This window comes from Kineothrix alysoides (assembly GCF_000732725.1).
GTDB lineage: Bacteria > Bacillota > Clostridia > Lachnospirales > Lachnospiraceae > Kineothrix > Kineothrix alysoides.
This window is the reverse complement of record NZ_JPNB01000003.1, coordinates 28,101-42,011: the sequence shown is the minus strand read 5'-3', so window position 1 is coordinate 42,011 and position 13,911 is coordinate 28,101. Positions and strand designations below refer to the sequence as shown.

Here is a 13,911-nt window from a genome sequence, read left to right as displayed (position 1 = left end):
AGGTATAACCAATGGCACTACTTGTGACAATTGCCTTTTTTATAGCAATTGCAGGAAGCTTCATTATGCTGAATATGTCGCCCTTTATGTTTCTGGACGGTATAGCTGGATATTTGAGACCAAAGAATGAAAGCATGAGAAGCAGGATAAAGGAAAGTAAGAAAACGAAAGAATCAAAGGGATTGTGCCTTTTATTTGAGGAAGTGAAGGAAATCCTTCGGCTGACGGGACGGAGTACGCAGTTTGCGACTCTCTGTGTCCTTGCAATGATTCTGTTTGTCATGGGAGTGTTGATTGCGCTTACTATGGACAACGGCTTTTTAATGCCGGTGCTGGCAGTGGGGTTCGCCTTGCTGCCTTTTTATTATGTAAAATTTACGGCATCCAGACACAAAAAACAAATTAATACGGAATTAGAAACTGCACTTTCTATGATTACAACCAGTTATTTGCGAAACAAAAATACTATTGTCCGGGCAATCGAGGAGAATTTGCCATATTTAAACCCGCCAGTATCAGAAGTATTCCGTAATTTTATGATGGAAACAAAGCTCATTAATTCCAATATGGCAGAAGCACTGGAGAGCCTAAAAAAAGGAATGGATAATGCAGTTTTTCACGAATGGGTGGATGCTGTCATTGCTTGTCAGGAGGATTACAATCTAAAAAGTACCCTGCCGCCGGTGGTAGCAAAGTTATCTGATATGCGTGTGGTATCTTTCGAGTTAGACCTGCTTTTGTATGAGCCGATCAAAGAGTATATTACTATGGTATTTCTGCTTTTGGGGAGCATACCACTTTTGTACTTCTTAAATAAGGACTGGTATGAAACCTTAATGTTTACTGGATTTGGGAAGGTACTTTTGACAATTTGCGGAACTGTAATATTTATTTCAGTGGCGGCAGTGGCAAAGCATACCAGACCCATTGAGTATAAAAGATAAGGAGACTGGAAGATATGCAGAATCTGATTTTACTGCTTTTTGCCGTGTTTTTTACGGCAGGAAGTTATTTGTTATTGGCAGAATGGTGTAAGGTTCCTACTTACCGTACCAGCCGGGTAATCCTGTCTATGGGAAAAAGGCAGAAAAAGCAGGCAAGAAGTTCGGATGCATTCATCATGGAGTTTGCGGCGAAGCTGTCAAAGTTTTTACCCATGGATACCTATAAAAAAAGAAAGCTGGAAGCAATTTTACGTTCCGCAGAAATTGCTATGACACCAGAGGTATATATGGCACAGGCTTATATAAAAGCAGGGATGATTCTTTTGAGTATTATTCCATGTATAGTTATTTTTCCGCTTCTTACTCCGGCTTTCCTTATTGTAGGAATCGGAGTATTTTTCTCTGAAAGTGGAAAAGCAGAAAAAATGGTAAGGAAGCGGAGGGAAGAGATTGAATATGAATTACCCCGCTTCGTGGCTACCATAACCCAGGAGCTGATGGCGAGCCGGGACATCTTATCCATGCTGGAGACCTATCAGAAAAATGCTGGCCGAGCTATGAAAAATGAACTGATTATTACTACGGCAGATATGCGGACGGGAAACTACGAGGCGGCACTGACAAGAATGGAAGCGAGAGTATCCAGCGCTATGCTGTCCGATGTGGTAAGGGGATTGATTGGATGTATTCGTGGGGATGATGGAGTGACTTTCTTCCGGATGCTTTCCCATGATATGAAACAATTAGAAATACAGCGTCTAAAACGGCTTGCATTGGAACGGCCGCCAAAGATTAGGCGGTATTCCTTCCTTCTGCTGGCCTGCATGCTGATCATCTATATGGGTGTCATGGGGTATCAGATACTGGGAACTATGTCGGGGATGTTTTAAGGAGAGTGTATGAGAAAGAAGCTCAAAAAGTTAAAAAAAGATTGCAGGGGAGAAAGCTATATTGATACTGCCATAGGCGTTCTATGCCTGATGCTGGTAGTGGCGCTTGCTATGGTGCTGTTTCCCGTTTTTATACAGAAACAGCAGCTTGATACTTTTGCGGATGAAATCGTAAGGCAGGCAGAAATTGTAGGAAGTACCAACGTATCGGTAAGAATTGAGGAGTTGAAAGCAAAGACTGGGCTGAATCCAGAAATATATTGGGACTGTGATTATTACAGTGGAAACAAAGTACAGCTTAATGGAGATATCAACGTAACTTTGAAACAGCGGGTAAATATTGGGTTCTTTGTGTTTGGTTCCTTCCCTATCGAGTTGCAGGCCAGGGCAAGTGGCAAAAGTGAAGTCTACTATAAATAAGTGGAAGTGTGAAAAGAAAGTGATTATTCATATGAAAAAATTTAAGAATATTCTGCGGGATAAGCAAGGCATGTCTACCTTATTGACGGCTTCGTTAGTGCTTGTTCTGCTACTATTACTCTGTGTCATATCGGAATTTTTTCGATTGAGCATAACTGCATCCGGGGTAAGAAATTCTTTACAGGAAGCAGTCATATCCGTGGCAACCACTAATTACAACGAGGTTTACAACGGATTGAGAGAAGGCTACAGCGGAGGATATTATCTGGATGAAGACGGCTGGGTAGAAAATTTAGACTATGGAGATATCTATAGCCAGCTTGACCGGACATTAGGAACAAATCCCTATAATGGATATCAGGTAAAGTGGCAGGGAGAAGGATATGAGTTTCGTATATCAGGGTTGGAGGTATCAATTAAAAATGTACCGCTGACACCGGGAAGTGCCGGACAAAATTTTGAAGCAGAGGCAGCGGTACAGTTAGAAGTACCGCTGTCCTTTGGATGGGAGAATCTTCCACCGTTACAGATGAAAATTAAGACAAAAGCTGCCTATATGCCCAAATTTTGATACTGGAACAGGTAGACAGACAACATCAGGCATGATAAAGTTATTAGGCAGGAAGTGGAAAAACTACCACATCCTGTAGGGGAATGTCTGGACTTTCTGTCTAAAATCTTGTATGATAAAGATGGATAAAAAGTAGGGCAGCATTTGCCGTAAAAGTGATTTTATGGAAAGTGAGGTCTTTTAGATGAAAAAAGAATATGATAAGAAAAAGAAGCTGGTAATTGGCAGTCTTGCAATAGTGGCTGTGTGTTTAGTGGTAGGATTATGTTGGTATTTAGGAGTAATCGGACATAATGAAACACCGAAAGAAGCATTGGTAGAGATAGAAACTGATAATATAGAAGTGACGGTGCCTGAGATTACAGTTCCGGTGGAAGAGCCAACAGGCGAATTGGAAGCGGCAGGGGATTCTGAAGTGAAAAATACGCTTGTGGAAGAGAATGCAGAGCAGCAACCACAGACCAAAGAAGAAGCACAGCGGCCAGAGAGCAAACCAGAGGTAACAGATAATAATTCTGTGAACAATTCAGGGAAAGCACCCCAATATGCGCCGGAAGTGACGGAACCCCAACAGCCGCAGGATCCCGCAGGAGGAACGAATAGTGGAGGTAAGATAAATGTTCCGGGATTCGGATATGTGGATGATCCGGGAGCGCCGACTGGAGAAAATGCAGGTTCGGATGGGGATTGGAATAAGCAGGTCGGTGATATGAATTAAATATGAGAAAATAGGGAGCATGGCTGGAGCCATGCTCTCAAAATATAGACCAAATCAGGACTTTTTTATAATGTTACATAAGTTTCTATTTTTAAGAAAGTATTGGATTGTTTGGAAAGATGGGGAAGAATGATGTGGAAAGACTTCATAATAGAATTTTTTGTTATAACGATTGTAGGGGGGACAATATCGGGTCTTCTAGTACATTTCTTAACAAATCTGAACAGAAAAAACAGAGATGATGATATTCCCTCAACATCAACTCTCGGTCGGAAGAGAATAATTCCTTTTCCAATAGGTCCTACAGAAGCCAATGAAAAAAATAAAAAAAGAGAAAAATTGAAAAAATGGATATGGATAGCCATTGGTGGTATTGGAAGTGCCCTGATAATTGTTCCGATACTTGCGGCTCTATCTGATAATAAGGGAAAGGGAACAATAACGGAACCGCCAGATTTACTGAAAGAAGTGGATGAATATTTTGTTTCAGTAGCAGTGTCGGATACTATAAGTGATAATTTTGAGCCTGCAAAAAAGATTGTTGTGACAGCATCGGATGATACGGAGAATATAACACTAACAGGTGAATCATCGACAAAAGTTTTTGGGCCTTTTAATATGACGATGGAATCCTCAAGACGTTTTAGTTTTATCGCAGTGTTTGAAGAACCAGACGAATACATAATTACCATTAAAGCAGTTAGTAAAGAGGAAGAGGTTGCCACTGAAAAAATTAGCATAGATGCTCAGGCTGATTTTGGTATAACAATGCCTGATTATTTGTATTAGAAAGATATTTATTAAATATCATATATATGAAACTGGAACTATAAATTGGATAAGCATATAAGAGAACGTATAATATTTTTGTACTTTTTTATTGCTATTCTAATACAACTCATAAGTTATTAATACTTTTTGATGTTGTTGATAAATTAGAATATGCTGATTTAGCTAAGCCAGCAGTATAGTAATAATGGGAATTGTTGTAGAAATCAAAGAGGAAAATAATGGATAGAATGCTTATTGATGAGTTTCGTGAAAAAGTAAATGAACAAGACTTAGTTTGTCACATTTATCATAACCATAATGGAAAAGATCAATGGAGTATCATCTGCTCTGCAATGGACTGGATTGATGTCGTGGTAGATTCGATTGATACAAATAATCTTTCACGTAAAAATGATAATGAATCAAGCATCAAAGTAATTACTTTCATAACTTGCATAGACGTTCTCTGGGAGGCAATCCAACAACTACATCGTGTGTTTTTTAACAATAATGAAATACCGTTTGTTGCTGATAATTCAGTATTTAAGCATAAACTTTTTAAAGCAACCGATAATGATTATTTTAAGACGATACGGGCCTGCTTTGCTGCACACCCCATAAATTTGAATGATAATTTCACCGGAGCAAATAAAGCCGAGCGACGATATGCTAGTTGGTCTGGTGGCGGTTTTAGTGAGGGGGATTTTTCTGCCATTCTCTATAGCAATCAACCTGATAAGGAATCTTTATACTTGAATATTTATTTTGATGAATTACTTGCCTTTGCAGAGATTCGTTATAACTATCTTTGTACTGTAATGGAAGAAATAGACATGAAGGTTGGGCAATATTTCAATTCGTGGTGTAATCAAAGAATAATGAGGGATGATAATCCGGCTGCTCAAATAGAGATTTTAGTTAAAGAGGCTAAACAAAGGTTAGATAATGATTATTATAATTCGGAATTAAAAAAACTCAGAATAATTTTCACGACATCTATTACTAATCCCCAAAATCAAGAAGTTGTTAATTATTATAGAATTGCTCTTTTACATAAAATTGAAGAGTTATTCACATGCTTACAACAGATGAATTTTTCCGAACTTCAAAGCATTGATGACTCGTATCCAACTAATTGCGGATATGCGTTTTCAAAATTAAGTGATGTTGTATATGGCAATGGCAATTCTGCTTTTATACAAGTAGAAAACTTTAAGACTTATTTGGGTGAAATTGTTGATTTTTCTAAATACAAGACTTATGAAGAACTTTATGTAATTATAAAAGCAGGCTTTTTTTGGATGAATACGAATGGGCAAAAAGTAAAGAAATGTAATTTATTAAAAATTTTTATAAAGAAATAAATAAGCTTTCCATTATGTTTATATAAAACTTAAAAATTACATTTTTTCAGTCTGATAAATTGGAATTATAAGAGAGTTATTATAGACATAGAAAAAAGCTAAGTGTATTATCAAAGGTAATTAAAGTATTAAATGAAAAATAATATTGTTTGGGATATGCTGGAAATGTTGTTATAAGTGGAAGGAAGAGGAGATGGAAAATGAGCAATATTAGGTTTGATAAAGAAACAAATGTATTATCCATATGGAGTGAACTTCTTCAGAAAGCAATTACAGATATAGAGAAAAAAACTGGTGTAAAAGATGATGAGATAGAGTGGATTATATTTGATGAAAAGGATTATTTAAAGTGTAATTTTTTGAAAAAGAATATGCCGTCATTTATATATCAAAATAATTATAAATATGGGTTTTGTTATGTGAATAAAAAACAAATATGGATTTCTACATCAGCCATCATGACAAGTTCTTTTACGGATTTTAATAGAAAGTTATCGATGGCACCCATTAGGCAGAATAAAAAGGAGATTCTTTTGGTTAATGTAATATTGGATGAATTAGCACATATAGTGACTAAGGAAAATCATGGTAATAAGGAATACGATTCTAAATTGGAAAGATATCATAAGGCATATTATGGGCAAAATTGTTTTGAAATAAATTCCCTTTTAGAAGTGTAGACATAGATATAGCATCCAATTTGTATAAATAACAAAATCCTATATTGTAATTTGGAATAGAATGCAGTTTATTTCCATTTTATGAGTATGGCAAATGTCATGCTCTTTTTTAAAAAGAAAGTTTATTAATTATTATTGTTAACTGACACATGGCCCGCATTGCGGGCCTTTTTGTGTAGAAAAGAGGAAAATTGAAAAAAACATGTATCGCAGTATGTATATTCACAATTTTTTTCTACTTTGGTACGCTGACAGCCTATGCGTCTGGAAGTGGAAATGTAGATGGTGGCGGTGGCGGACTGAATCAAGGAACAAAAACTTGTAACTGGCCGGGAAATTCCTATCAAGGAGTCAGAATTACAGTAGTAAATGCGGAAACGGGTGCTATTGTAAGTAATCCTATCGATTTTACAAATAAGAACCTTTCGGCAACAGCGGAAAGAATGTTCCATTTCGGAAAGGTCAGCAAGATGCAGTATCGAAATGGCGCGGCACTTACTTTGCAGACTACAAAATATACTTATTATATGCCGGATAATCCAATACCTCAGATTATCTCCAGCAATAGCGAAAAAGCAAGCATTACACAGATTAAAAGGTATTTTTGCTCCGAGGGTGCGGCATCCATGGTGGCGGCCAAGACTGGAATAAATGTTTCTGCATTGACAGACGGCTCATATAAACTAGTGATAGAGCCGGTTATCTATCTGATTTACAATAATCTGTATTTTGCCATGACTACCACGGAAGCTGGACTGTATAACCGTATAGTGGGCGGGGATTTGGGAACACACTTTCCTACCGTAGTGATGAAAAATCTAGCCCTTGCTCTCTTTTTGGAAAAAGCAGACTTAGGTTTTTCAGCCTGGACTGGTTCCAAAAATACAGCGAGGACAACGGAAGAAATAATACAGATATTAGGGATTGGTATAGTCAGCTATAAGGGAGTACCGCCTACAGAAGCAGAATATGACATTACTTACCGAATAGACACGGATGTGATTACAGCAGTCACTCTTTCCACCAGAGAGGAAATCAATAACGATGCAAAGGCTACCGTGACTTTTTCTATTGCAGGCAGAAGCTATCAGATGGCCGGGGTAGTCATTCCACAAAATGGCAGCCAGCTTGTATGGGTAAAGTGGCATACGCCGTCCGAACCGCAGGAAGTGACCATAAATGTATCTACGGATAAGGGAAGTCTCAGTAACAGCACCATCCATGCCAATGTGGTGGATTTAAATGAAGATCCGCCGCCTGATCCCCAGGCAGATGATCGATATGATGGTTTCGTGCGCCCTTCTATCCCGACAGGGCAGAATGTGGCAAGCCTTACCTGGGGGGTATGGAAATGCTGGTGGCATGAAAATTGGGTGTGGATTTCTGACTGGAATTGGGAAAGTGGGAGCCATAGCGCGAGTTGCCCGGATGACTGTACTTCCAGTCATGGACGTTGGGTAGATAACGGGGAATGGGAAGATAAGGGCTGGTATGTTTATGAATGGACTGCCTACTCCGCAGCTCTTTCTGCCATCATGCAGATTCAATCAGATGAGAAGAATCCAACGGCAAACGGCAGGACGATGAAATCGGGCTATGGAATCAATATGGAAGTATCGGCACAGATGCGCTCCGGCGCACCGTCCAGCCATATCACACAGGTACAGACATGTGTTTCTTATTTTCCGGAATTTGAATATAACGATTACTGGAGACTATTAGAAAGAATAACATCCGGTTATTCGGCAGTGTTTCAGTTTCAGAAAAATGAATACAGCACCTACAACCGGCGGGTACACTTCAGCACAGTGTGGTACCCTGATGGGAACTACACGGTCTATGGGCGGGTCATAGATGCGTGGACGCCGGCCGGAATGTTGCAAGTTAACCTAACGGATTCCCTGACAGTGTATGACAACTTATTTTCGGACTGGCATATACGTCCGGATAACTAAATAGTGGAGGAAAAAATGGAGAGTTTAATATTTCCTATTATCATGCTTGCCGTCACCTTAATTGGTGGCGGCATTTTGCTTCTGTTTCTAAAGAATGGAAAGGGAAGCAGGGAGACAGAAACAGAGAGTGCAGCCTTAAAAACGGCGCAGCACTTTATCAATGTGAAAGATATTCAGGACAAATATCTATATACGAGAGACGGCATGATATTTGTCTATCTTCGTATCCATTCAATCAGTATAGATCTATACAGTAATTCCGAAAAGAATGTATTAATAAAGACTCTGACAGCGGAGCTTTCTAATATTCAGTATCCTTTTAAATTCATGGCGCTGTCAAGGCCGGTAGATATTTCCCCGCTGATCACAGAAATGGGGGAGATGTTAAAGTATGCAGAAGAAAAGCGGAAGGAGCTGCTGCGACAAGAGATTTTGCAAATGGGTGGATTTGCATTGTCCGGTGAAATTGTTGAGCGGCAGTTTTATATTGCCCTTTGGGAGAAACAGGAAGAAGGATGTGAAAGAGATCTATTAAAAAGGGCATCCCTGCTTTGCGAGAAGTTTTCGACAGGTGGGATCATGTGCGACATTCTAACAGAGAAGGAAATTGTTCGTCTGTTAAATCTGGTCAACAACCCTTCTTATACCCATTTGGAGGATACGGAAATCACCGCCAGCATTCCCATAGTAAAGGAGGTGGTGTGAGATGAAGCGAAAAGTACAGACAGAAGAACAAATACCGGTCAATCATGCCCTGTTAAATGTTGTGACACCTATGGGACTGGAATTTCAGAAAAATCGGCTTTCCATCGGGGAAAATATGGGTAAGGTATACGGGATCATTCAGTATCCGCAAAAGGTGGATGTAGAATGGCTTTCCAAACTGACGAATATTCCGAGCACCTTTGTGTCTATTGGGTTTCAGCCGGTGGATAACGGAGCCCTTATCAATGCGATATCCCGAAGTGTGGTACAGCAAAGAGGGATTGTAGAAGGAGCGAAGGATCCCCTTTCCAGACAGCGTGCGGAGAAAGCAGCCGAGGACGGGGAGAAGATCATCCGGCAGATTGACAGAGAGGGAGAGACAGTTGGACTAATGAGCGTGGAGGTCATGCCGGTGGCAAGGGAAGAAAAGGAGTTCAAGAAAACCTGCCGCCGGGCAGAGAGCACGGTAAGTGTGATGAAATGTAAAATGCGAGCTATTCCAAATCTGCAAAAGGAAGCATTTATGCACTTATCGCCAATGTTCCCCAATCATGGAAAGATAGAGAGCATATTACAGAGGGTAGTTCCCTTTTCAACATTCGTAGGAGGATTTCCATTTGCAAGCAGCGGCTTTAATGATGGAGAAGGGTATTATTTGGCTAAAGATACCAACGGTGGTCTTGTCATTGTATATATATGGAAACGTGGTGGAGACCGGACAAATAGTAATTTCTGTGTCATGGGAAATTCCGGAGTAGGAAAATCGACGGCAATAAAACATATTTTGATGTCAGAGTACATGAAGGGAACCCGCATTATTGTGGTAGATCCTGAAAGCGAATATAAAGATCTTTGCAAAAATCTAAATGGTGACTGGATAAATGCTGTTGGTGGTTCCCATGGAAGGATCAACCCTCTGCAGGTGAGACCATCTCCAAGAGATGAGGAGAATGAGGCCGACCGTTTATATCGGGATGAAGGGTATGGCATGAATGACCTTGCCCTTCACATGAAAAATTTAGAAATCTTTTTTAGCCTATATATCCCATCTCTTACGGATATGCAGAAGGCTGTTCTTAAAAAATGTCTAATAGAATTGTATGCTCAGTTCCACATCACATGGGATACCGACATCACAACACTGAAACCCACTGATTTTCCTATTTTCTCTGACCTTTATCAGTTGATACAGAAAAAGGCAGAGGGAGCCTGGGATTCTCAGGTATACAAAGACCTTGCCATGCTTTTGTATGATATTGCAGAGGGCGCAGATAGCTTTATTTGGAACGGTTATACCACGGTATCGTCTGACTCCAGATTTACGGTCATGGATACCCATGCTTTGCAGGAAACCGGGGATAATATCAAGCGTACCCAATATTTTAACATACTGACATACAACTGGGAACAGATGAGCCGTGACCGCAATGAACGGGTCATGCTGGTCTGTGATGAAGCTTATCTGATGATAGACCAGAAAGTTCCACAGTCATTGGTATATCTGAGAAATGTGATGAAGCGGGCAAGAAAATATGAATCGGCACTGGGAATCATCTCACATAGTCTGGTTGATTTTTTGCATGAGAGTATCAAACAGTATGGGCAGGCACTGCTTGACATTCCATGCTATAAGATTCTCATGGGGACGGATGGGAAAAATTTGAAAGAAACAGCAGACCTTTACGATCTGACAGAAGCAGAGCAGGAGCTTTTATTGGCAAGAAAGAGAGGACATGCCCTGTTCATGGCAGGAGCCAAACGGCTGCATATCCAGTTTGATATACCGGCTTACAAGCTGCAATATATGGGAAATGCTGGAGGAAGATAAAAGAAAACTGCTCTTGTACAGACCGCACCTATCAAAAAATATGTGCGGTCTGTATTTGGCTGGAAACAAGAAAGGAAGTGGAAACGTGGCAAATCCGGCAGTAATAAAGATTCTGGTAGAAGTGGCCCTGCAGGTATCAAAGGATGAGGAAAGCAGAAAGAAAATGCTTGCCATTATTTTAGGTCCGGTCATATTTTTGCTGGTATTGACTTCTTTGGTTTTTTATCTTGCGATCAGTCCATTCTCAGCATTGGCAGGATGGCTTGTAGGGGATGAGGTAGAAGCGGTGGATGCTTTTCAGAAGGATTATGGGTATACTCATGATTCCGGTATTTTTGAGAGAGATTTTAGAGAGGGAAGCGGGCAGGAATATGACAAGGATATTCTGTTAGGGAAAGAAGGAGAAACACCGGTTGTCTACTTTAGTCAATTGGATGAGAGATGGGCAGATGAAGCTTATGGGAGGGACAAAATTGGAACCCATGGATGCGGGCCTGCCAGTATGAGTATTGTGGTGTCTACTCTAACTGGAATACAAGTAACACCTTTTGAAATGGCAAAATGGTCTTATGAAAATGGGTATTATTGTCCGGGCGGTGGTTCCTATCACAGTCTGATACCAAATGCAGCGATGCATTGGGGCTTGTCTGTGGATAAAAATCTTGATGGTGAGGGGGTAGCGGCAGCTCTTGCTGATGGAAAGCTGGTGGTGGTAATCATGTCAAAAGGACATTTTACATCCAGCGGACATTTCATTGTCCTGCGGGGTATCACAGCGGAAGGAAAAGTGTTGGTGGCGGATCCAGCCAGCGTGAAGCGGAGTAACCAGGAATGGGATATCTCTATTATATTAAATGAGGCCCGTAAGCGGGTGGGCGCAGGAGGTCCGTTCTGGGCGATTGGATAGGAATTAATGGAGGAGCAAAGAATGGTTTTATATTTATCATCACAGCAGCACACGAATCTGCTTGATTTCTTAATGGAGCAGGAAGAGAATGGCCTGCCGGTAAAGAAAATGACCGGTAGTTTTATGTTAAAACAATTTGTTATTTATGATATGCGGAATTTTTCCCACTGTACGGAGCTGGTACTTGACCGGATTGCATTTGGGGATGAGGATAAAGACTTTGTAGAGGCAATCGCAGAATTTCTGACAATGTATAATGCAAGAATCACGGTAATTTATGAAGGTCTAACGGAACAGACGTCTCTGTTCCAAAGCTTGTTAGAGGCTGGTGTAGGAAATATTGTGACGGAAAACATGGTAGAGGGCATACAGGAAGAAATCAGACAATCTCTGAGTGAGCAGGGAATGACAAGGTACCATCCGAAAGAGAGGAACAGACCGGAGCAGACAAGAGAGAGTTACCGCTTTGATGCAGACAGGGTAAGAATTGCCATGATAAGTTCCCAAAGCAGGATTGGAACTACAACAGCGGCATTGGGATTTGTGGCATGGATTGGAAGTGTAGGCAGCAGAGTGTGTTACATAGAAAAAAATAGTGGAGGTATTATTCCCTATTTGGCGGATGCTTATGAAATGAAAGAGGAAGCAGGCGGTTACCGTCTGGAAAATATATGGTATGGGGAAATTACGCCTGAAAGCGGGTTTCAGTTTTCCCTGGAGGATTATGGAACCAGTCAGGAAATAGTGGGAGCAGATATTGTTCTGTTGGTTTGCGGAACAAAACCATATGAACTGCCATATAGCGTGAAACTTTTACGACAATATGAGACGAAGTCAGCTTTTGTACTATGTCCCTTTGTGGATGGAGAACTACGCGAAACCTATACAGAAGCACTGCAATCTGATTATCACAAGGTATTGTTTCTGGAATATCAGCCAGATTGCATGAACGGCAGTCCAAATGCAAAGTTATATAAGACAATCGTGCAAAGATACATTGGCGGGAATGATATCCCCGACAAGAAAGCATAAAATTTTGGAGGAAACGTATATGAACCAGTTCGAAATGAAGCAAAAAGCATACCAGTCCAATTTAAAGAGCCGTGCCTTACAGGTACTGCTTTATCTGATTGATCGTTCAAACAAGGAAAAAACCTGTTTTCCAGCAGTCCCTACTATTAGCAGAGAATTACATATCAGTATATCTACGGTCAAACGTGCTATGAGAGAGTTGGTAGACGCAGGCTATGTACAGAAGGAGAGCCGGTTCCGTGAGGGGAACCGGGGGCAGACTTCTAACCTATATATATTATTCTTTCAGGAAGTGAAGAAGAGTGAAGATTGTGGGAATGAAATGAAATCGGTGAGGGCTTCGGATAATGTAGAACAAAAACATATGGTATATGTGGAGCTGAATGCAACGGAGAAACCTTTGATAGAAATAGAGGTGGAATTTATATCAGAAGAAGCACAGGACAGGGTATATGAGAAAATAGATGAGACAGAGGCCGAGGAAGAGGTTTCTGAAAGAGCGATGGCAGAAGGTACGACAAAAATAGAAAAGATGGAGCAGAGAAACATTCTAAAAGTTAGAAAAGATAGAAATATGTGGATATTTCTTATTAAGAGATATTCAAACTTTTTAGAATCGTTAGTTTATTATTTTGAGAAATATTGCACCTTATGCCCGGTGTGGACGGGGGAGGAGGTCAATCTGATACCTCCTTGAACTGCTCAGTTTAACATCTAAGAAAATAAAAAGCGAGAAATAAGATTATAGGGAGTTCATATTAATTATATATGCTACCTATAAAGTAATCTGTTAGCTCTGCTGATTTAATTCATTCTTTGTAAGATTGCTATGGATATTGAGGCGAAGCACATAGCGGCAGATGAAAACGGTGTGCTGATTGCGGAATTAGATGAAATGAATTACCGTCATTCGCTGTGGGATGATTATTACAACGAGGATTTGTTGTATAAGATGGTATTAATGCAGAGTTGCTGATAGACCATGCATGGGGATGGGAACCATGCACCATTGTGGATGTGAGAGCAGTCTAAGAATTTATGACAGAATTTAGGAATATAAACTAAATTCATTGACAAAACATACCTTTATTACGTATAATATACACAAATAATATAAAATATGAAA

14 protein-coding genes and 1 pseudogene are annotated in these 13,911 nt (G+C 40.1%); all 15 read left to right on the top strand.

Going from position 1 to position 13,911, the window contains the following annotated elements; translation table 11 throughout:
- Positions 1 to 11: 11 nt before the first annotated feature.
- Complete coding sequence (locus CC90_RS0120035; RefSeq protein ID WP_031392497.1) at positions 12 to 944, top strand: type II secretion system F family protein; 933 nt, start codon at positions 12 to 14, stop codon at positions 942 to 944.
- A gap of 14 nt (positions 945 to 958) precedes the next feature.
- Entirely contained in the window at positions 959 to 1,834 is an 876-nt protein-coding gene (locus CC90_RS0120030) for a hypothetical protein (protein WP_031392496.1), read from the top strand.
- Positions 1,835 to 1,843: 9 nt separating this feature from the next.
- On the top strand, positions 1,844 to 2,254 hold the full coding sequence (locus tag CC90_RS0120025) for a DUF4320 family protein (protein WP_031392495.1): 411 nt from the start codon (positions 1,844 to 1,846) through the stop codon (positions 2,252 to 2,254).
- A gap of 31 nt (positions 2,255 to 2,285) precedes the next feature.
- Complete coding sequence (locus CC90_RS0120020) at positions 2,286 to 2,825, top strand: hypothetical protein (RefSeq protein ID WP_031392494.1); 540 nt, start codon at positions 2,286 to 2,288, stop codon at positions 2,823 to 2,825.
- Between the two features lie 184 nt (positions 2,826 to 3,009).
- The gene (locus CC90_RS0120015; protein ID WP_031392493.1) at positions 3,010 to 3,543 is read left to right on the top strand and encodes a DUF6550 family protein; all 534 of its coding nucleotides are present in this window, start codon (positions 3,010 to 3,012) and stop codon (positions 3,541 to 3,543) included.
- 111 nt (positions 3,544 to 3,654) lie between these two features.
- The gene (locus CC90_RS0120005) at positions 3,655 to 4,332 is read left to right on the top strand and encodes a hypothetical protein (RefSeq protein WP_132038533.1); all 678 of its coding nucleotides are present in this window, start codon (positions 3,655 to 3,657) and stop codon (positions 4,330 to 4,332) included.
- Between the two features lie 221 nt (positions 4,333 to 4,553).
- The gene (locus tag CC90_RS0120000; RefSeq protein ID WP_031392491.1) at positions 4,554 to 5,678 is read left to right on the top strand and encodes a hypothetical protein; all 1,125 of its coding nucleotides are present in this window, start codon (positions 4,554 to 4,556) and stop codon (positions 5,676 to 5,678) included.
- Positions 5,679 to 5,878: 200 nt separating this feature from the next.
- A complete protein-coding gene (locus tag CC90_RS0119995) occupies positions 5,879 to 6,358 on the top strand; it encodes a hypothetical protein (RefSeq protein WP_031392490.1) in 480 nt (159 codons plus the stop codon).
- Between the two features lie 191 nt (positions 6,359 to 6,549).
- Positions 6,550 to 8,313, top strand: coding sequence for a hypothetical protein (locus CC90_RS0119990; protein WP_035315996.1), 1,764 nt, complete (start codon positions 6,550 to 6,552; stop codon positions 8,311 to 8,313).
- 15 nt (positions 8,314 to 8,328) lie between these two features.
- Positions 8,329 to 9,018, top strand: a complete 690-nt coding sequence (locus CC90_RS0119985; protein WP_031392488.1) for a hypothetical protein — start codon at positions 8,329 to 8,331, stop codon at positions 9,016 to 9,018.
- Between the two features lies 1 nt (position 9,019).
- Positions 9,020 to 10,846: a VirB4 family type IV secretion system protein gene (locus CC90_RS0119980; RefSeq protein WP_031392487.1), complete on the top strand. Its 1,827-nt coding sequence runs from the start codon at positions 9,020 to 9,022 to the stop codon at positions 10,844 to 10,846.
- Positions 10,847 to 10,931: 85 nt separating this feature from the next.
- Positions 10,932 to 11,753, top strand: coding sequence for a C39 family peptidase (locus CC90_RS0119975; RefSeq protein WP_031392486.1), 822 nt, complete (start codon positions 10,932 to 10,934; stop codon positions 11,751 to 11,753).
- A 21-nt stretch (positions 11,754 to 11,774) separates the two neighbouring features.
- Positions 11,775 to 12,785: a hypothetical protein gene (locus CC90_RS0119970; protein ID WP_132038532.1), complete on the top strand. Its 1,011-nt coding sequence runs from the start codon at positions 11,775 to 11,777 to the stop codon at positions 12,783 to 12,785.
- Positions 12,786 to 12,804: 19 nt separating this feature from the next.
- On the top strand, positions 12,805 to 13,482 hold the full coding sequence (locus tag CC90_RS23850) for a helix-turn-helix domain-containing protein (RefSeq protein ID WP_081906082.1): 678 nt from the start codon (positions 12,805 to 12,807) through the stop codon (positions 13,480 to 13,482).
- Between the two features lie 117 nt (positions 13,483 to 13,599).
- A pseudogene (locus tag CC90_RS23845) lies at positions 13,600 to 13,811 on the top strand (DNA methylase); the annotation flags it as partial.
- Positions 13,812 to 13,911: the final 100 nt, after the last annotated feature.

Coding starts and splice junctions, on each gene's coding strand:
- CC90_RS0119985 (WP_031392488.1), top strand. CDS start 8,329: ATGGAGAGTTTAATATTTCCTATTATCATGCTTGCCGTCACCTTAATT.
- CC90_RS23850 (WP_081906082.1), top strand. CDS start 12,805: ATGAACCAGTTCGAAATGAAGCAAAAAGCATACCAGTCCAATTTAAAG.
- CC90_RS0119995 (WP_031392490.1), top strand. CDS start 5,879: ATGAGCAATATTAGGTTTGATAAAGAAACAAATGTATTATCCATATGG.
- CC90_RS0120020 (WP_031392494.1), top strand. CDS start 2,286: ATGAAAAAATTTAAGAATATTCTGCGGGATAAGCAAGGCATGTCTACC.
- CC90_RS0120035 (WP_031392497.1), top strand. CDS start 12: ATGGCACTACTTGTGACAATTGCCTTTTTTATAGCAATTGCAGGAAGC.
- CC90_RS0120025 (WP_031392495.1), top strand. CDS start 1,844: ATGAGAAAGAAGCTCAAAAAGTTAAAAAAAGATTGCAGGGGAGAAAGC.
- CC90_RS0119980 (WP_031392487.1), top strand. CDS start 9,020: ATGAAGCGAAAAGTACAGACAGAAGAACAAATACCGGTCAATCATGCC.
- CC90_RS0120000 (WP_031392491.1), top strand. CDS start 4,554: ATGGATAGAATGCTTATTGATGAGTTTCGTGAAAAAGTAAATGAACAA.
- CC90_RS0120015 (WP_031392493.1), top strand. CDS start 3,010: ATGAAAAAAGAATATGATAAGAAAAAGAAGCTGGTAATTGGCAGTCTT.
- CC90_RS0119970 (WP_132038532.1), top strand. CDS start 11,775: ATGGTTTTATATTTATCATCACAGCAGCACACGAATCTGCTTGATTTC.
- CC90_RS0120030 (WP_031392496.1), top strand. CDS start 959: ATGCAGAATCTGATTTTACTGCTTTTTGCCGTGTTTTTTACGGCAGGA.